The 19,283-nt window shown below is 56.0% G+C and carries 16 protein-coding genes; 5 read left to right on the top strand and 11 right to left on the bottom strand.

Features of this window, described 5'->3' with window-relative positions; genetic code table 11:
* Nucleotides 1-6 precede the first annotated feature (6 nt).
* Nucleotides 7-3,150, top strand: a complete 3,144-nt coding sequence (locus KP814_RS08405; protein WP_216736349.1) for an efflux RND transporter permease subunit — start codon at nt 7-9, stop codon at nt 3,148-3,150.
* Nucleotides 3,151-3,327: 177 nt separating this feature from the next.
* Here KP814_RS08405 and sodC read toward each other — a convergent pair whose 3' ends face one another.
* The 4 genes from sodC to KP814_RS08385 all read right to left on the bottom strand — a co-directional run bounded on the left by sodC (nt 3,328) and on the right by KP814_RS08385 (nt 6,428).
* Nucleotides 3,328-3,936 (bottom strand): superoxide dismutase family protein, encoded by a 609-nt coding sequence (sodC, locus tag KP814_RS08400; RefSeq protein WP_216736348.1) that lies wholly within the window; start codon nt 3,934-3,936, stop codon nt 3,328-3,330.
* Between the two features lie 235 nt (nt 3,937-4,171).
* Nucleotides 4,172-5,332, bottom strand: a complete 1,161-nt coding sequence (locus KP814_RS08395) for a DUF695 domain-containing protein (RefSeq protein ID WP_216736347.1) — start codon at nt 5,330-5,332, stop codon at nt 4,172-4,174.
* Between the two features lie 81 nt (nt 5,333-5,413).
* On the bottom strand, nt 5,414-6,136 hold the full coding sequence (locus KP814_RS08390; protein WP_216736346.1) for a hypothetical protein: 723 nt from the start codon (nt 6,134-6,136) through the stop codon (nt 5,414-5,416).
* The gene (locus KP814_RS08385; protein ID WP_216736345.1) at nt 6,057-6,428 is read right to left on the bottom strand and encodes a hypothetical protein; all 372 of its coding nucleotides are present in this window, start codon (nt 6,426-6,428) and stop codon (nt 6,057-6,059) included. Before KP814_RS08385 ends, KP814_RS08390 begins: the two co-directional genes overlap by 80 nt.
* A gap of 175 nt (nt 6,429-6,603) precedes the next feature.
* Between KP814_RS08385 and KP814_RS08380 the strand changes: the two genes are divergently transcribed.
* Together KP814_RS08380 and KP814_RS08375 are read left to right on the top strand one after the other, a co-directional pair.
* Nucleotides 6,604-7,359 carry an ABC transporter substrate-binding protein gene (locus KP814_RS08380; RefSeq protein WP_216736344.1) on the top strand — a complete coding sequence of 252 codons (756 nt, stop codon included), beginning with the start codon at nt 6,604-6,606 and terminating at the stop codon, nt 7,357-7,359.
* A 244-nt stretch (nt 7,360-7,603) separates the two neighbouring features.
* On the top strand, nt 7,604-8,914 hold the full coding sequence (locus KP814_RS08375) for a hypothetical protein (protein WP_216736343.1): 1,311 nt from the start codon (nt 7,604-7,606) through the stop codon (nt 8,912-8,914).
* Between the two features lie 43 nt (nt 8,915-8,957).
* Here the strand turns inward: KP814_RS08375 and KP814_RS08370 are convergent, their stop codons facing one another.
* The 5 genes from KP814_RS08370 to KP814_RS08350 all read right to left on the bottom strand — a co-directional run bounded on the left by KP814_RS08370 (nt 8,958) and on the right by KP814_RS08350 (nt 14,293).
* Nucleotides 8,958-9,350, bottom strand: coding sequence for a thioesterase family protein (locus KP814_RS08370; RefSeq protein WP_216736342.1), 393 nt, complete (start codon nt 9,348-9,350; stop codon nt 8,958-8,960).
* Nucleotides 9,351-9,437: 87 nt separating this feature from the next.
* Nucleotides 9,438-10,352, bottom strand: coding sequence for an ABC transporter substrate-binding protein (locus KP814_RS08365; RefSeq protein ID WP_216736341.1), 915 nt, complete (start codon nt 10,350-10,352; stop codon nt 9,438-9,440).
* Nucleotides 10,353-10,431: 79 nt separating this feature from the next.
* Entirely contained in the window at nt 10,432-11,829 is a 1,398-nt protein-coding gene (gene ccoG, locus KP814_RS08360) for a cytochrome c oxidase accessory protein CcoG (RefSeq protein WP_216736340.1), read from the bottom strand.
* A gap of 133 nt (nt 11,830-11,962) precedes the next feature.
* Nucleotides 11,963-13,375 (bottom strand): GntR family transcriptional regulator MpaR, encoded by a 1,413-nt coding sequence (gene mapR, locus KP814_RS08355; RefSeq protein WP_216736339.1) that lies wholly within the window; start codon nt 13,373-13,375, stop codon nt 11,963-11,965.
* A 42-nt stretch (nt 13,376-13,417) separates the two neighbouring features.
* Nucleotides 13,418-14,293, bottom strand: coding sequence for a CoA ester lyase (locus KP814_RS08350; RefSeq protein ID WP_216736338.1), 876 nt, complete (start codon nt 14,291-14,293; stop codon nt 13,418-13,420).
* Between the two features lie 198 nt (nt 14,294-14,491).
* Between KP814_RS08350 and KP814_RS08345 the strand changes: the two genes are divergently transcribed.
* Entirely contained in the window at nt 14,492-14,989 is a 498-nt protein-coding gene (locus tag KP814_RS08345; protein ID WP_216736337.1) for a GNAT family N-acetyltransferase, read from the top strand.
* Between the two features lie 8 nt (nt 14,990-14,997).
* Here the strand turns inward: KP814_RS08345 and KP814_RS08340 are convergent, their stop codons facing one another.
* Both KP814_RS08340 and KP814_RS08335 read right to left on the bottom strand, forming a co-directional pair.
* Nucleotides 14,998-16,056: an alkene reductase gene (locus tag KP814_RS08340; protein WP_305858141.1), complete on the bottom strand. Its 1,059-nt coding sequence runs from the start codon at nt 16,054-16,056 to the stop codon at nt 14,998-15,000.
* Between the two features lie 120 nt (nt 16,057-16,176).
* The gene (locus KP814_RS08335; RefSeq protein WP_253938248.1) at nt 16,177-16,665 is read right to left on the bottom strand and encodes an Rrf2 family transcriptional regulator; all 489 of its coding nucleotides are present in this window, start codon (nt 16,663-16,665) and stop codon (nt 16,177-16,179) included.
* Between the two features lie 462 nt (nt 16,666-17,127).
* On the opposite strand from KP814_RS08335, the gene tssI reads away from it, so the two are divergent.
* Complete coding sequence (gene tssI, locus KP814_RS08330) at nt 17,128-19,281, top strand: type VI secretion system tip protein TssI/VgrG (protein ID WP_216736336.1); 2,154 nt, start codon at nt 17,128-17,130, stop codon at nt 19,279-19,281.
* The last annotated feature ends 2 nt before the right edge of the window (nt 19,282-19,283 follow it).

The following is a 19,283-nucleotide window of genomic DNA, read 5'->3' as shown; positions in this document are numbered from 1 at the left end:
CCGATTATGAAAGCTTTTACTGATATCTTCGTGCGGCGTCCGGTGCTGGCCCTGGTGGTCAACATCGTGATTATCATCGCCGGCGTGCAGGCCTGGAACTCACTCAGCGTTCGGCAGTATCCGCAGAGCGAGAACGCCTCCGTCACAGTGGCCACCACCTACGTGGGCGCCAGCGCGGACGTGGTGCGGGGGTTTGTCACCACGGCGATTGAGCGCGCCATCGCTTCCGCCGACGGCGTGGATTACATCGAGTCCAAGAGCATGCTGGGGCTGTCTCTGGTGACCGCCCGGCTCAAGCTTAACTACGATCCCACCAAAGCGTTGGCGGACATCACCGCCAAGGTGAATCAGGTGCGCAACGAATTGCCCGCCGGCTCGGAGCTGCCCGCCATCAGCGTGCAATCCGCCGATTCGGAATTCGCCGCCGCCTACCTCAGCTTCTGGTCGGAATCGCTGTCACAGAGCGAAATCACCGACTATCTGGTGCGCGTGGTGCAGCCGCGTCTGGCGGCGCTGTCCGGCGTACAGCGGGCGGATATTTTCGGCGCCCGCACTTTCGCCATGCGCATCTGGTTGAAGCCGGATCACATGGCGGCGCTGAACATCAGCCCCGCGCAAGTCAATGCCGCCCTCGCCGCTAACAACTATCTGGCGCCGGTGGGCAGCACCAAGGGCAGTTTTGTTCAGACCTATCTGACCGCCAACACCGACCTGCATACCGTGGAGCAGTTCAAGGAACTGGTCATTCGCCAGGAGAACGACACCATCATCCGTCTGCAGGACATCGCCGACGTGGAGCTGGGCGCGGAGGAGTACGACACCGAAGTCAGCTTCAACGGTCAGACCGCCGTGTTCATGGGCATCTTCCCGCTTCCCAGCGCCAACACCATCGAAGTGGTGGAGCGGGTGCGTAAAGATCTGGAAGCGATCAAGGAAGACCTGCCTCCCGGCCTGCAGGGCGGCATCGGTTATGACGCGTCGGAATACATCAATAACGCCATTCATGAAGTGGTGGGCACCCTCACTGACACCCTGCTGATCGTGGTGGTGGTGATCTTCCTGTTCCTGGGGTCTTTCCGCTCTGTGCTGGTGCCGATTGTGGCGATCCCCGTGTCCCTGATTGGCGCAATCTTTCTGATGCAGATGTTCGGGTTCACGTTGAACCTGCTCACCCTGCTGGCGATAGTCCTCTCTGTGGGACTGGTGGTGGATGACGCCATTGTCGTGGTGGAGAACGTCGAACGGCACTTGCGCGAAGGCCGCAGTCCGGTTGAAGCCGCCCGCATCGGCGCGCGGGAGTTGATTGGTCCGGTCATCGCCATGACCATCACCCTGGCGGCGGTGTACACCCCTATCGGCCTGCAAGGCGGGCTGACAGGCGCCTTGTTCCGCGAGTTCGCCCTGACTCTGGCGGGGGCGGTGACCATCTCCGGCATCGTCGCACTGACTTTGTCGCCAATGATGAGCGCCAAGCTGTTGCGCAGCGCCGAAAGCGAGGAAAAAGGCTTCACCGGCTGGGTGAATCATCGCTTCGACCGTCTGCGCGATCTGTACGGCTCTGTGCTGGAGAAAGTGCTGCATGCGCGTCCGGCGGTGTACACCATCTGGGCGGGACTCAGTCTGATGGTGATTCCCATGTACATGTTCTCTCCCAAAGAACTGGCGCCGCTGGAAGATCAGGGCTTTATGTTCGGCATCATCAATAACGCCGCGAACGCTTCGGCGGACCAGAAGGCGCATTTCGGTCACGCCGCAGAGCAAATCTTCCTGAACGCGCCGGAGCGGGATCTGACCTTCCAGATACTACTGTCGCCTTCCGATCCGTTTGCCGCGGCGCTGGGCGTCGGCGGTTTCAGCGGCATGGTGGTGAAGCCCTGGAATCAGCGCGACCGCTCTATCTCGGAAATCGTGCAGGACATGCAGTATCAGTTGAGCCAGATTCCCGGTCTACAGGTGTTCGCGGCGCAGCCCCCCGCCCTGCCCGGCGGCAGCAACTTCCCGGTGGAGTTCGTCATCGCCTCCACCGCTGAACCTGAACAGATGCTGCAACTCGCGCAACAACTGCAGATGAAGGCGATGGAAAGCGGCTTGTTCTACTTTCCGCCGGATATCGATCTGAAGTACGACCAACCGCAGTCTGAAGTGGTGATCGACCATCGCAAAGTGGCGGCCCTCGGACTCAATAACGCGCAAATCGGCGCGGACCTGAGCGCGGCCCTGGGCGGCAACTATGTCAATCGTCTCAACATGGACGGACGCGCTTACAAGGTGATTCCACAAGTGTCCCGAGTGGAGCGTTTGAACCCGGATCAGCTCAAAGACATCTATGTCTCCGGCCCAGAGGGACAACTCATGCCCCTCAGCGCCGTGGCCACGATCACCGACAGCACGGTGCCGCGTTCACTGAACCGCTTTCAACAGCTTAATGCGGTGAAACTGTCCGGCATGACCGCCCAGTTGGACGAAGGCTTGAAGGTGCTGGAAAAAGCGGCGGAAGAAGTTCTGCCGCCGGGCTACACCATCAACTACACGGGAGAGTCCCGTCAGCTGCGTACCGAAGGAGGCAAGTTCCTGCCTGCATTGGGACTGGCGATTCTGATGATCTTCCTGGTGCTTTCGGTGCAGTTCAACTCCTTCCGCGACCCGTTCGTGATTCTGTTGGGCTCCGCGCCACTGGCTATGTTCGGCGCTCTGATCTTCACCACATTGAAGATGCCGGACCCGAATATGCCCTATTGGACCAACGGCTGGACCACGACCATGAACATCTACGCTCAGGTGGGACTGGTGACTCTGGTGGGATTAATCTCCAAAAACGGCATCCTGATCGTAGAGTTCGCCAACAAACTGCAAATGCAGGGCATGGATAAGCTCAACGCCGTGCATGAAGCCGCCATGACCCGTTTGCGACCGGTGCTCATGACTTCCGTCGCCACCGTGGCGGGCCACTTCCCGCTGACTTTGGTGGAAGGCCCCGGCGCCGCAGCCCGTAACTCCATCGGCCTGGTGCTGGTGGGCGGTATGGCCATCGGCACCCTGTTTACGCTGTTTGTGACCCCGGCGTTGTATGTGTTGCTGGCGCGGCAGCATAAGGATGATCCCGTCGGTGACGAGATCGAATCCGGACACGCTCAGCCGGCGGCGGGCTAATCAAGCCAGCTGTTAAGCTTCTACAACAGGCCTGCGCAATGCAGGCCTTTTCTTTTCCCTCTTTCTTTCCTTTTACGTACTTTTTCTTCGTGCTTTCCCTTGTATTCTTTTCCTGGTAAACAGCTTTTCCTGGTAAACAGCTGGCGGTTTCGACGTTTACTTTATAGCGCTTACGCGTTAACTGGCGCTGTCATCCTTCTGTTGCAGCTTCTGCTGCTTTTTCGGCTCTACGGCGGATTGCGACTGGAAGTCCTCGTCGATGACGACGCCACAGGCGATGCGCGCGCCGCCGCCTCCGAGATCAGGTTTGTCGGAGTAGTTGTCGCCGCCTTCGTGGATGATCAGGGCGTGTCCGCGCATGTCCTCGACTTTGAGTTTGGGCGCCAGCACTTGTTGGCTGGCGTTTCCATCTTCATCGACGAATAGCGCTGGCAAATCACCCTGGTGTCCCGGACGGAACGGACCGGTATGTCCGCCCTCTTTGTCAGGGTCGTAATGCCCTCCGGCTGCTGCGCCCGCGGTCATCTCGCCGCTCTTTTCCGCCGCTTCGCAGCTCCCTTTTTCATGCAGGTGAAAGCCATGCATTCCCGGCTCCAGTCCTTCCAGAATAGGACGGATTAATACGCCATTGGGAGTGGGCTCCAAAATGATTGAGCCTATTTTGTCGCCAACGCCCTCCTCGCTGATTTTGTTAATGGAAACCCGTGTGGCGTCTTGCGCCTGGACGCTTAAGGCGCCGCTCAGCGCCAGGGTTGCGGCGGCGACGGTAATGGCCAGTTTATGCATTGTGTATCCTCCTGTTCGAATGCAACGGAAGAAGCCCGCATTCACCACAGGCTTCATTCACTTCAGGAGTTATCAGTCAAAGTCCATGCCAGCCGTCCGACAAAGCGCAGCAGGGCCGCGATCAAAGCCCGTCCCGCAGATGCGCATCAGGCTCATAGACGGCGAGTGTTTGTAGCTTGTGCAATTCAGCTGTAACTTTTGCGGTCTGCACAAGCCGCTGGCGCACTGCTTCCAACTAATACGTTTGACCGCGACTATAAGCGTAACGGCAAAAAATATAGGCGGCGGGTAAGGATAAGGTCAGTCCGACAACGCCAAGGATGGGCTCGTCCAGCATAAACAGAACACTGACAAACAGGCTGATTGCATACACAAAGAACGGCCCTGCGTAGCCGAAAAATCGCAATATCAACAGCAAGGGCGTCAGCACGAATATTCCCATTCCAAACAGGATAAATATCCCCATCAATGCGCCTTCCGCCAATTTGGGAAACCAGTCACCCAGAGAAAACGCAACAGGAGAAGCGATCCCTACCGCGCCAAACAGCGCTGCGCCGCCAATGCCGCCCGCCGCCAGACTGGCGATGGCCACGCTGCCGATCATATGCGTAGGCCGCCCGGTATACAGCGGCGTTTTCGCTGGTGCGGAGGGCGCGCCCGTTTCCACACTGGTTTCCCAACCGTCGTATTCGCCGCCGAATTCATGCGCCTTACGATTAGAGAGCGTCGTATGAAACGATATGTCGTCCAACCGCATGCTGCCGTTATGGCTGAATGTCACCTGAAACCGGTCTCCATCCTCTTCCCTGGCGCAGCAACTCACCACGTAATGCTCTGCCACCGCCCAATCCACAAACTGCTGCGCCTGAGCCTGCGTCGGGAAGTGCGCCCAGTGCGTGACTTCCCTTTGGATGTCCGGTTGATCGCCGCTTTTCGCCAGCGTTTGTAGCACCTCCAGGTCCTGAATAACTTGCCAGTCGTCTTCTGACGGATAGAGATCCCGCCAATAGGACTGCTTTTCCGGATCTGCGCTCACGTCGAATTCCAGGATATAACCGAATTGGCGACCAACGTTGCGGATAATCGCGGCGGCGATCTCTTCATCGCAGTTCATGTAATAAAAGAAATACCGCTGGCTGTTTACGGTGATGCGTCCCGCATAGGCGGCGTTTTGCGCCTCCAAGCCTTGAAGGAGCGCCTCTTCAATATTATCCAGCGCCGCAAACTCCTCAGAGGTTGGCAGCCCATGGGCGTTGGCGCGCTGCAATTCCAGCTTTACCGCCAATAGAGAGTCACGAGCGTCCGTCCGCGCAATCTCCTCATACCCCAGGTTTACCAACACCCAGGCTTGCCCCTCGTCGGTGAATCGGGGATAGACATTCCATTTATCCTGCATTGTCGCTCTCTTCTTTTTGAAATTTCGCTGCGGCCTGACTGGCTGTTTCGCCGTCTATGAGTGCGAATGTCACTGGCGCTTTTATAAAATCGCCCGATGTAAGTCCGATTTACAGATTAACCCGGGATCGCCCTGATTATTGCCGACCCGTGTCCAGTGGGTCTTGATGCTATCAGTTATGACAGACCTTGCTCCCGCATTGGAAAAAGCCTCATGCAAGGCTTTCTGCGGCACTCTCGGATTGTTGTGGTGACTGTATGTCCAGAAATTAACATCACCCTCGTATGCCAAAGCGTGAGCGGCTTCTCTGAGAGCAACGCATGTGTTTTCGTATAACCTTTTATTGGCGTTGACCAGGGACGCACACGGCTCATCTCCCATATCCAGATTCTTGGTGTAGACGTCATGCAGCAGAACATCCGCCGTCACGTCGAAAAAGAACATGCCCACGCGAATGGCCCGAACGATGTCTTGCGTTCGCGTTGCGTTCACACTGAAAACCCAGACTTCGCGACTGTCCACGATAGCGGCCTCAACGGTTTCACCGCGTATCCAGGCGAGAAACGGAAATGGAAAGCCGTAAACATGGCAGGTCGCCCGCCATTCTTCATAAGAGTGCAGGCAAGTTCTTATCACAACCTGTTTTTCCTGCTCCTCGTTATCCAGCGCGCGAGATACATCGGTTTTGCAGTCATAGCGCCCTTCAGCGAGGGTCAGCGCGCCTCTAATCTTCATCATGGCCAAGCTGTTCTTCATACGCCAACGCTTCAGAGGAAATGCCGCCAACACAATAGATGCGTTCATTTTCCAACGCCTGAGACGCTGCAACGCCCAGCTCAGGCTCCGTCAACGACGGCACATGAATAGGTCCGCCTATCCCGATAGGACCGCGATACTGTTCGCACTTCCAAAGGTCCATCAGTTTCATCCTGTTGTCAGCCAGATACTGATCAAACAGTTCCAGAGCCTCTTTCATGGAGGTAGCGGGAACAACGGCGACACCGACCATGTAGTCTGAACCATCGAAATTAGCTGGCGTCATCGGCTCCATGGAAGCCCGGTGATAAAGCAGCCAGGCGGACACTATTTCCATCATTTCTCTCCTGATTCAACAACGCTATACAGCAAAAGGCTCCCTACTTTACGGAACCCGAAAAGTTCATAAATAATAACGTCCTATACCCGGTAAGCTATACTTTTTCTGCAACCCGAAAATATTCCTCAGCGACGCTCACGCCACACTACGCTTTAACTGCAAAGGGTAAACCTTTATGAATCACAGAACCTGGAAAACCGAAGGACTTATCGCCCTGATCATTGGCGTATTCTTCCTTTCCGGGTCGGTCTTTGCGGAAAAAAGAGCGCTCGTAGTCGCCGGCGATGAAGAAAAGAAAGGCGGCTATCTGGTTGAGATTACCGAAGCTGCGTTCAGCCGCGTCGGTTACGCCACGGATTTTCGCTTTGTTCCCTGGTCCAGGGCGCTCACCAAAAGCATCGCCGGGGAGTACGATGTGCTGCTGGCCGCCTACTACACCAAGGAACGGGCGGAAAAACTGGCGTACTCCAAACCCATCGGCGTCGCGCAAGTCGTCCTGTTGAAGCGCAAAGACAGCGCTATCGCTTATCACAATATTGAAGACCTCAAACCCTACCGCATCGGGCACATCAGCAACTCCAAAGTCAGCCCCGAGTTCGACAAGGCGGAAGCGGAGTATCTGAACATGGAATACGCGTTCGACGCGGAAACCAACATTCGTAAGCTGCTGGCGGGACGGCTTGACCTGGTGGTGGAGAAGAAACAACGGATCGTACAACTGGTGAATACCGTATTCGCCTCCGAAGCCCACAAACTGGCGTTTGTGCCCCCTCCCCTGCACACTAATTACTTCCATAATTGCGTGTCAAAAGTGAATCCCGACTACCAGAAAATCATTCACGACTTCAACCTGGGCCTGGATATCATCCGCAAAGACGGAACCGAAGCGCGAATACTGAAAAAGCACGGCGAAGACAAGCAGGAACTATAACTCATACGACTTTTCCCTTGCACTGACGGCCTCGCCAACGTTTTTCAGAAGTCCCCTTATATTTTTAATGTCTGTGGTACTAAAGTATGAACAGCATCGCCAGCCCCCAAAGTAAGATTCCTCCATTGCTTAAATAATTGCATCTCTAAAGAAGCAAATAAAAAACCATAATAAGATCGACAAAATTATGCGCCAATGAAATTCATCTTTATTACGAAAGGACAACTTGATGGAGAGCTAGCGCATGGACACTATGGATGTTTGGGAGGTTGAAGTCAGACACCAAAAGTTAGATAAGTTCAGAATAATCAGGGGGCATGATAAATATCTGGTTAATAAAAAAATAACGATACAGCAGCAGATATGGAACGAGATGTGGAGAAAGAAAGCCGCTCTTGCTGATAAGAAGAAACAAATGAAGGTAGCTCGCGCACAGCAAGAAAAAATAGCGCTCGCCAATAGCATAAGTATTGATACGAAAAAAGAGATAGCCAACCTGGTAAATCTCTTACACACGAAACTCTCAGATAACTACACGTCCACATGGGGCCGGCTTCTGGACAAAGAGGCTTTTGCTATCGCCGAGCCCGACCTCCCTGAATTGCAGGATATTCCTCCAGAGCCGGCCAGAACTGACGCTATTTATCAGATTCCACATAGCTTCTGGCATGTGCTGTTTCCCAATCGGAAATATAAAAAAGAGCAAGAGGCCGAGAAAAGATATCTGGCAGACAAGGAGTGCTGGGCGCGACAAAAGAAAGTCGCAACAAGCAGCAACAGAGCCTCCTTGAGTTCATTTGCGCTTAAAAGAGAAGCCTGGTGCTGGAGAAAGCTAAAGCATGAGAAAATTCAACGGGAGATAGGCATCAATATATCCCGCACCAAAGAGGCTTACTTTGAAGGAGCCCCTCATGCAATCGTTGATTATTGCGATGTTGTTTTAGGCTCCATACATTATCCCGAATACTTCCCACAATGCTGGGAGCTGCGCTATAACCCGGAATCCATGACGCTCGTCATTGATTACTCTCTGCCAGACATAGAATCATTACCCAGTGTCAAAAGCGTGGCTTATTCATCAGCTAACGATACTCTGGAAGAGACGCATCTATCTGCTGCAGAAAGCAGGCATTTATATAGCAATACGATTCGTCAGGTTTCCCTCATCACCCTTTATAGCCTTTTCAAAGCAGACGCCGCCAAGCGGATAAGATCCATTGCATTTAACGGATGGATCGATTCCCTGAACAGGTCAACCCGGGAAGAAGTCAAACGATGCATTTTGACTTTATTTACCCATAAGCATGCATTCCCTTTCAAGCAACTGGATAACATGGACCCGCGGGCCTGCTTTAACGCCCTTCACGGCGACTGCGGCGTCGAACGCGAAAAGCTGGCGGCGGTCGCGCCCATTATTATGGGGAACGCAGAAAACCGCTCATTCAACAGCGCCTTCAGCGTCGACAATTGCGCTAACATAGCAGAGAAGAAATCAGAGGATTATATGCAAGGGCTTGAGTCTTTATTCACGAAAGAAAAGTCTCTGTGCCAATAGCGCGATCAACTATGTCGGAGAGGAACGCCCGCACTGCAGACGTCTATGCCTCGGCCATCTCTTGCAGCCTGGCCCGAATGTCTTCAGGAATCGGCGCCGCTTTCTTGTTGCGGTAGTCGAAGTGGACCAGTGTGGTTCGCCCCGTGGCGCGCAGACTGTCGTTTTGCATAATGCGCTGGGTAACCGTAAACGAGGCGTTTCCAATCTCCGCGATGGCGGTAAAGATAGCGACATCATGTTCGTAGCGAATTTCGTCATGAAACTCGATCGTGTATTTCACAGTGATCAAATTGGCTTTGGATAAGTCACGCCCCGGCATAAACAACTCAAAAATGGGGTCTCGCGCTTTTTCCAGCCATACTGGCGCCACGGTGTTGTTGATATGCCCCATGGCGTCGGTTTCAGCATAACGGGGAGAGAGTTCGTATCGATACATGCGCAGTCCTTTTTCGCCACTCGCGGAAGGGGTTTAAATTCCCAGGGTCCGCCGCAGCGTAGCAATTCCTTGCGGTGATTCAAAGCCTTACTCGCGCTCCGCGTTGGTCTCCTGCACCCCGGCGCCCTGCCACTTCGCGTTGATTTTGTAGAAGATCCCCTTCTCTACGATACGTCGTTTCCCTGCATCGAATATGTCCAGCAGTTTCTGACCGTTAGGATTTTTTTTGGCGCTGACGGCGAATTCGTCCGTGGAGTCGAACACAGGAAGCTTTTTGTAGTGATTGCGCCAGTTCGCCTGCTGCAAGGCGTAGTCAAAGCTCAGTTCATACCCGGCGAGGCCATCCAGGTGACCTTTGTCCAGCATGGCGAAGCCCTGCAGAATCTCCCCTACGTCATATTTGACGATGCGGGACTGACGTTCCCATTCCAGACCGTAATTCCAGCCACGCAGCACGCCAATGGTTTTGCCTTCCAAAGACGCCAGTCCGTTCCAGCTCAGTTTGACGTCAGGACTGACGTAAACCAGAAAATCCACATGATCGATGGGCTCTTTAGAGTAATTGAAGTAGCTGGCGCGCTCCTGATTGAAGCCCGTAGGAAACAGGATATCCAGCTTGCCGGCCTTCACCTGATCAAACGCGCGAATCCAGGGATAGATATAGAGCTGAATGGTGTAGCCCATTTCATGATAACTCTCCCTCAGAACATCCCAGCTATAGCCTTGCAGGCGCTCTGAATCCAGGCCGGGCGGGATGATTTCCTGCTGGACGGCTTCAGCGTAGCGCCTGTCGAACGTGAATGGCGGATTGTTGGTCAGGGTGGCGACCCTCACCAGCTTATCCGCGCCAGGTTGATGAAAATGATCTTTCGCCCAGGAAAAAGGCGCGCCCAAGAGCAAAGCAAGCAAAAGAAGAATCAGATACTGCACAGGCATCCCCCGCATGTCGACGACGATATACCCCAAGCTGGTTTCATCCAGAGCGGCGACGAGGGGGCGCAAGTCGCCGTGGTGAACTTCCGTGCTTACTTGCCAGTATAGACCCTCAACGGCGCTTGGACCTCGCCATTGCGTCGCGTCATTATTTTGCGGTGGGCCCGGTGAAGCGACTGGGCTTGACCACTTTCCGCTCGGGCAGGTAGGCGTCCTTCACTTCAAAAAACACATCGCTGGAGCGCTGCAGAATCTGGCCTGGCCGCATCGACAGGGTCACAGGAACGCTGACGGCGCTCTCCGGCCCAACCTGTATTCTGCGTTCGCCGCCCATCTCCAGGCCTTCCAGACCCGATGCGCTGATCAGGAAGGTTTTCGGCTCATTTTCTTTATTCAGAATATCCAGTATGTAGCCGTTTTCTATACGGTTTTCCGAGTTGTACCGAAACAGTCCGCGGTCTTTGGCCACATCCAGAGATAACAGCGGACGGGACGCCATAACCCAGGCGAACACGCTGATCATCAGCAGCAACACAGCGCCGTATCCCAGTAGTCGCGGCCGAAGTATGCGCGCCTCGCCGCCTTTCAATGCGCGCTCGCCGGTGTAGCGCACCAGACCCGCGTCATATCCCATCTTCGCCATAACCGCGTCACAGGCGTCAATACAGGCGGCGCATCCGATGCACTCCATTTGCAGCCCGTCACGAATATCAATGCCAGTGGGACACACCTGCACGCACATGCTGCAGTCCACGCAATCCCCCAGGCCTTGCGCGCGATATGGGACGTTTTTCTTGCGCGGTCCACGGGATTCGCCTCTCGCGGCGTCATAGGTCACCACCAAAGAGTCTTCATCCAGCATGGAAGACTGGAACCGCCCATAGGGACACATATGAAAACACACCTGCTCGCGCAGCCAGCCGGCGTTCAGATAGGTGGCGACGGTGAAAAACCCGATCCAGAACAGACTCCAGCCGCCAACGTCCAAGGTCGCCATTTCCGTAACCAGAGTGCGGATGGGGGTGAAATAGCCGACAAAAGTCACCGCCGTCGCCAGGCTGACCAACAGCCACAGCCCGTGTTTGAGTCCGCGTCGCGTCGCTTTCTCCAGGCTCAAGGGCGCTTTGTCCAGCTTGATGCGTTGATTGCGGTCGCCTTCCGTGACCTTTTCCGCCCACATGAACACCCAGGTCCACATGCTCTGCGGACAGGCGTAGCCGCACCATGCGCGCCCGGCGAACACGGTCAGGAAAAACAGGCCAAAGGCGGCAATGATGAGAATACCGGAAAGCAGAATAAAGTCCTGGGGCCAGAATGTGCCGCCAAAGATATGAAACTTGCGGGAAGCGATATCCCACAGCACCGCCTGTCGACCTTCCCAGTTCAGCCAGGCCACCCCGAAGTACAGGGCGAACAGCAGAAAACCGCCCAGCAGACGCAAACGCCTGAAGCGACCGCTGAAACTGCGGGTATGAACCTTGGTGCGGGACTCATACAGATCAACCGTCACCGCCTCGATATTGTGAACCGGGATATGTTCGCTCATTCGCCGCCACCTTCCTTTTTACATCCAAAAGTCAGGCGGGATTATTCAGGCGTACGCGGCAAACAAACAGTTTCAGAAAAGATTTAAAAAACCATATCAGATGGCGATTTATCGCTGACAGACATGACTTTTTTTAAAAGGAACGGACCAGACGACCCAGTACCTCCATGGCCTGCTCAAACTCCGGCCCCCAGGGGTGGCCATAGTTGAGCCGGATAAAATTGCGAAAGCGGCGCGTAGCGGAGAATATTGGCCCCGGCGCAATGCTGACGCCCTGCTCCAACGCCAGCTTAAACAAGGCCAGCGAATCCACGGCGGCAGGCAGTTCCAGCCAAAGAAAATAACCGCCGTCTGGCCGCGTCACCCGGGTTTGCGACGGGAAGTAGCGATCTATCGCCGCCAGCATCTGGTTCTGCTGCACTTCCAGATTATGGCGCAGCTTGCGCAAATGCCGGTCGTAGCCGCCGAATTGCAGGTAATCCGCGATAGCCGCCTGGGCGGGAATAGATGCGGAAATCGTCGTCATCAGACGCAAACGCTCCACCTGCTGGGCGAAGCGACCGGCGGAGGTCCAACCAACACGATAACCGGGAGCAAGACTCTTCGAGAACGAGCCGCAGTGCATCACCCAGCCGTCTTCATCAAAGGCTTTGGCGGGTTTGGGCGCATGGGCGCTGAAATAAAGCTCGCCGTAGACATCATCCTCGATCAGCGGAACCTGATGCCGTCGCAACAGGGCGACCAGCCGACGCTTCTTCTCCTCCGCCAGGGTGACGCCCACCGGATTCTGAAAATTAGACATCAGCCAGCAGGCTTTGATCGGGTGATTGCCCAGCGCCTGCTCCAATACGTCCAGGTCCATGCCTGAACCGGCGTCCACGGGAATCTCCACCGCTTTCAGCTGCAGACGCTCCAGCACTTGCAGGCTGGCGTAGAACGCGGGGGATTCAATGGCCACCAGATCCCCCGGCTGCGTCACCGCCTGCAGACACAGATTCAGCGCCTCCATGGCCCCGCTGGTGATGACCAGCTCCTCCATCGGCGCGGAGACGCCCTCCATGACATATCGCAACGCAATCTGACGGCGCAGATCCCGGTTTCCCGGGGGCAGATCTGCGACCACGGAGCGTAAATCCATCAAGCGTGTGGCCTTGGCCATGGAGCGCGCCAATCGTTGCATGGGAAACAAGGTTGGGCTGGGAAAGGCGGAGCCCAGTGGGGTAATGGCGGGATCGCGTACGGAGCCCAGTACAGAAAACACCAGTTCGCTGACGTCCACCGAGGTGGAGGCCAATGTCTGCCGAGGACGTTTTTGCGCCGCCGGCGCCGCTTGCTTGGCMTGATTGCAGACAAAATAACCAGAGCGCGGTCTGGAGCGGATCAGGCCGCGGTTTTCCAACAGGTAATAGGCTTCAAACACGGTGGAAGCGCTGACGCCATAGGTCTTACTGGCGTTACGCACCGACGGCACGCGGCTTCCCGCCGGCAGCACGCCAGAGCGGATCAGGTCCGCGATCTCATTCGCCAACTGCTCGTAACGTTTCATCTTGCGGCAATCTTGATGGGTTCAATGTCAGTGAAATCTGCGCTAGTCCTGCGCCAATATTCGTCGGGCTAGCGCCGCCACCGGCGCATCCAGCATACGGCCGTCCAGATTCGCCGCCCCCAGGCCTTGCTGCTCCGCCTGCGCCAGGGTGGCGATAACCCGCTGCGCCCATTGCTTCTGCTCCTCGGTGTAGGCGAAGGCGTGATTGACGCAGGGAATCTGATTGGGATGGACGCACAAAGCGCCGCTGAAGCCTAAGGCTTTGGCCTTGGCGAGATTGGCGGCATAGCTGTCCAGATCTTTGAATTCTCCCATGGATCCGGGCAGCCCCAGGGCGTCGATGCGCCGCTCTCCCGCCACCAGCGCTATTTGCTGGCAGGCCGCCAGCAGACTATCGGGCGAGGCCATCGCTCCCAACTCCGCCGCCAGATCTTCTGAGCCCATCGCCAAGGCCTTTATCCGCGGCGACGCCGCTGCAATGTCGCGTAGCTCCAGTACGCCTTTGCAGCTTTCAATCTGCGGCGTCAGCGCCGTGGAGCCCGGCTCCAGCGACTGCCGCGCTTCCAGGACGCTCAGATACTGACAGATCAAACGGATCACGCCGGCTTCCTGAGTTTTGGGCAGTAGCACCGAATGCAGATCCGCCAGCGGCAGCGCCTGCAGGTCCGCAGCCATATGCTCAAGATCGCCATTGATGCGCACCGCCACGCGTTTGCCGTTCTCCCGCAGCGCCGTCACGATCTGCGGCAGCACCGCTCGAGCCTGGTGTTTATCGTCGCGAGGCACGCTGTCTTCCAGGTCGATGATAATCACGTCCGCGTCCAGACCGCCCGCCTTGACGACAAACTCAGGCCGGTTGGCGGGAATAAACAGGTAACATCTGGCGTGACAATAGGAGGTAGCGGCAGGTTGATCCATGAGAGCGCCTATCTAATAAATCGATTTGAGACGGAATGATGAAGGCGTTTAACATGATAAGCTACTTTATTGTTATATTTGAGCTTTTATCGCTTAATCCAGTCACGCTATCACTGGCGTGCTCAGGACAGGGCCGCTGACGCGCCCGCCGGATTCATCGCTCAATAGTTAAGGAACCTCTGAAAACAGGGTTGCTGTATGGACTTAGTCGTAAAGCATTTAGAGATCCGCAGAATGCGGGACGAAGACAAACCTGCGGTGCTGGCGCTACAGGTTCACGAAGAGCAAGTCCCCTATGTCGGACACACGCGGGACATTCTGCAGGTGGCAGGTCCCAACCATCACTGTCATGTGCTGACGCTGGGCGAAGACGTAGTCGGCTTTTTTATTATCGATGTCGCCTATCATCAGAAATTCGACTTCACCCTGGCCGACGAATTAGGGTTACGCGCCTTCCTGATCGACGCAGGCAGACAGGGACAGGGCCTTGGCAAGAACGCTACGCGGGCGTTAAAGCCCTATCTGGATGAGGCTTACAGCGACAGATCGTCCATCGCCCTCACCGTGAACTGCCGAAACCCGGCCGCCTATCAGTGCTACATCGGCGGCGGTTTCACCGATACCGGCGAGCAGTATCTGGGCGGCAAGGCCGGCCCACAGTACATCCTCAGAATGCCTGTGGGCGCATCGCTTTAAGCCATCGCCTAGCTCAGGCTGGGGTAATCCACGTAGCCTTCCGCGCCGAGCTGCATAAATGTCTCAGGGTGCGGATCATTAAAGTCAGCGTCGGCTTTAAAGCGCGCTGGCAAATCCGGGTTGGCGATGAACAGACGACCAAAGGCCACCGCCTCCGCCTTGTTATCCGCGATCAACTGCTCCGCGCGCTCCTTGGACATCTCTTCATTGGCGATAATCGCGCCGCCGAAGTTCTTACGCAGGGTTCCGCCCAGCTCGTCATCAACGATAGGGTCGCGAGAGAAGATGAAGGCGATTCCGCGCTCGCCCAGTTGTTGCGCGACATAGCCAAAAGTGGCGACCGGATTGGAGTCCGACATGGAGTGCGAAGGACTGCGCGGCGCCAGATGCACTCCGACGCGCCCAGCGCCCCAGACAGAGATACAGGCGTCAGCGACTTCCAACAGCAGACGCGCGCGGTTTTCCACGGAGCCGCCGTAATCATCAGTGCGCTTGTTCACGCCATCCTGAAGAAACTGGTCCAGTAAGTAGCCATTGGCCGCGTGGATTTCCACGCCGTCAAATCCTGCCTCTTTGGCGTTTTCCGCGCCTTTGCGGAAACCTTCCACGATAGCGGGAATTTCATCCCGCTCCAGCGCTCTCGGGGTCACAAAAGGACGCATGGGACGCAACAGACTGACGTGCCCTTCCGCCGCAATGGCGCTGGGAGCGACGGGCAATTCGCCATCCAGGAATACCGGGTCGGAGATTCTGCCCACATGCCAGAGCTGCAGAATGATTTTGCCGCCGGCGGCATGCACGGCGTCAGTGACTTTCTTCCAGCCCTGCACCTGCTCCGCAGACCAGATGCCCGGAGTGTTAGCGTAGCCAACGCCTTGTGGAATCACCGCGGTCGCCTCGCTGACGATCAGACCCGCAGAAGCGCGCTGTGCGTAATACTGCGCCATGAGTTCGTTGGGAACGCGCCCTTCCCCGCCTGCGCGGCTACGAGTCAATGGGGCCATGACGATACGGTTGGAAAGCTCAAAATCGCCGATGCGGATCGGATCAAACAATGAAGCCATCATTCAGTCTCCCTGGATAGCGATGAAAATAATAAGAGGCTGCTGACTGAAACAGGTCGCCGCCCCGACAATGGGAAACAATGTAACCAACACGGTTACACATAGCAAGAAATTTTTTGTCGCTTAATCGACGTCTTCAGACATCTCCTGCTTGGCGCAGTAGTAATGCACGCCCGCGTTATCGGCGACCTGTCGCGCCACATCCGCAATGGTGGTCTGCGCCAGTGAGGCGTCCATGGTGGCGGAAATACGTTGAAACTCTTCTTCCAGCACCGAGGTGATGTTGCAGCCGATATAGCATTTGGGGTTGGGTTTGGAACGATGCAGGACGAAATAGTTGGGCTCTTCCACCGCCTGATAAACATCCAGCAGCGTAATTTCGTGAGCAGGCCTGGCCAGCAATGCGCCGCCGCCCACGCCCAATTGCGAGCGGGTCATGCCAGCCTCCGCCAACACGCCCAAAAGCCGCCTCACCACCGCCGCATTGGTGTTCACGCTACAAGCGATATCCTCCGAACGCACCGCCTTGTCTTTGTGTAGAGCCAGGTCGGCGAGAATATGAATCGCTACGGCGAAACGGGTGGATGTAGGCACGGTATTAACCTTCGTCATCAGTGAAATCTGGCGTAAGCCGCTTATCTCAAGGGCTACGGGCGCAGTATTGTATTTTAGGGTGCAAAACGCAAGTTCAGCCCTTGACGCTCGCATTGAAGCATTACGAGTAGGCAATCTCTTCTTCGCCACGCTTCCCTTTGTATTTTAACGCCGCCCCGCAAGCGCCGCCACGTCAGGGATTAACTCAATTCGCCGCTCACTTTATCGTTAAATAACAACAACTTGTAGCGTTTCGCCCCGTAGCGTCGTTATGAGGCTTTATGATCTAATGAATCCAGCAAACCACTGCGTTTCCGCTGCAGTCTGGCCGGGAGAGTTGTTTCGCTATCCCCGCCCACTCCATGGCCAAGGCTTCCTTATAAGCCGTCCGGGCCACCAGCGCGCAACCATGGTTATCACACTATTTCCGGCAAGAATGGCGAGGAACTCCACGCCATTCTCGCCAACATGGAGTTCCTTATGGACGCCTTATTTATCGAAGAGGGACGCTACACCCAGGACACCCGCCCCATCCGCATCGACACGCCTCTGGGTAAAGACGTGTTTCTGCTGCGCCATTTTCGGGGTCAGGAAGGGTATTCGCAGCTGTTCCAGTATGACGTGGACCTGCTGTCCCACAAGCGTGATATTCGCGCGGAAGACATCATCGGCGAATTGGCGCAGGTCACCATTGGCGCCGACGGCGGCGCGCCTCGCGTATTCAGCGGGCATGTTAGCTATTTCGAGTCCACCGGACTGGAAAAGCGGGGGCTGTACGGTTACAAGGCCGTTCTTGTTCCCTGGTTATGGTTCCTGAACAAGAATACCGACTGCCGGGTGTTTCAAAACATGACCGCCCCCAAAATTCTGGAAGCGGTGTTCACGGAAGCGGGCTTTTCCGATTTTCGTTTCAGTGGTCTGTATAACGAGTATCCAGAACTGGAGTATTGCGTACAGTACCGGGAGTCCGACCTGAATTTCGCCCTGCGTCTGATGGAGCAGGAAGGCATCTATTTCTATTTCGAACAGGCGCAGAAGCGGCACATGCTGATTCTGGCGGATGATAAGTCCACCAACGCCTTTATGGAGCCCCGCAAGATTGAACACAGCTCCCGGCCGCGCAATGGCGACTATATCCAGGAATGGCGCCGCAGTTATCAATATTTCTCCGGCAAATGGAGCCTGAGCGACTTCAACTTTGAAAAATCCGATCAGTCCCTGCTGGCGGAATGCTCCGCGCTGACTGAGTTGCGAGGAGCCGCGTCTTACGAACGCTTTGACTATCCCGGCGCTTTCGGCGACCAGGACCGCGGCCGACGTCTGACCAAACTGCGCATGGAGGAAGAAGAGAGCCGGTTCACCCGGGTGAGCGGCAGAAGCAACCTGCCCCATCTGCTGGTAGGCAGAAAGTTCGCTCTGGAGTCAGAAGAATGCGTCACGGACAACCGTAAAAATTTTGTCGTCACAGCGGTGCGTCATTACGCTTATGAAGGCGGCTACACCAGCGCCGACAGTCCAGACAGCGCGGACAAAGAAAACAGCGTGTACTTCAACCGCTTCGAATGCCTGCCGGACAACGTCAGTTTCCGCCCCGCCCTGAACACGCCCAAGCCGCGTATAGACGGCGTCCAGACCGCCATCGTTTGCGGCAAAAGCGGCGACGAGATTTACACTGACGAATACGGCCGCATCAAAGTCCAGTTCCATTGGGACCGCTACGGCGAACGCAACGAAAACAGCTCCTGCTGGGTGCGGGTGGCCACGCCCTGGGCGGGCAAGAAATGGGGCAGCATGGGCATACCCCGCGTTGGCCAGGAAGTGGTGACCACCTTTCTGGAAGGCGATCCAGACCGCCCGCTGGTGATTGGCGGCGTCTACAACAAAGGCAACATGCCTCCCTACTCCCTGCCGGACAACAAATCCCGATTCGGTGTGAAGTCGCAGTCCACCAAAGGCGGGCAGACGTCCAACTATAACGAGATCTCCTTCGACGATAAAAAAGGCGAGGAATCTCTCAATATCCATGCTGAAAAAGACTTCAACATGGAGGTGAAAAACAACATCGGCGCCAACGCCAAAGGCCATTCCAACAGCAGCGTTGGCGGCAATGCGTCTGATTCGGTGGCGGGAAACAGTTCCCTCAGCGTCGGCGGCGATCATTCCGTCGCCGTGACCGGCAAACAGAACGTGTCGATCACCGGCGCGCAAACGCATTCCGTGACTGGCGCGCAAACCTTGAATGTGGGCGCGGATCAGACCGAGAGCGTTTCCGGCAATATCACCCAGACCGCCACTAACCAGACATTGAATCTGTCAGCGGACCACACTATCAGCGCCACTAATCAGAAGATCAATCTGGGAGCGGCGCATGAGGTCAGCGCCTCCAGCCAGAAGTTCACCATCAGCGGCCTGCAAACCACACAGGCGGACGCGCAGACGGTCACCGTCACCGGCAAGACCGCCACCACCGCCACGGAAATCGACCTGGCGGCGGGAGGCAATATTTCCCTGCGGGTGGGCGGAACCAGCATCCAGATCAACGACGGCGGCGTCACCATCACCATTGGCGGCAGCTCCATCAAAGTCGATGGCGCCGGGGTGTCCGTGTCCGGTCCGATGATTAAATTGAACTGAGC

The organism is Hahella sp. HN01, from assembly GCF_018986435.1.
GTDB lineage: Bacteria > Pseudomonadota > Gammaproteobacteria > Pseudomonadales > Oleiphilaceae > Hahella.
Note: the sequence above shows the minus strand (reverse complement) of the source record. Positions and strands in the feature narration are given on the sequence as shown.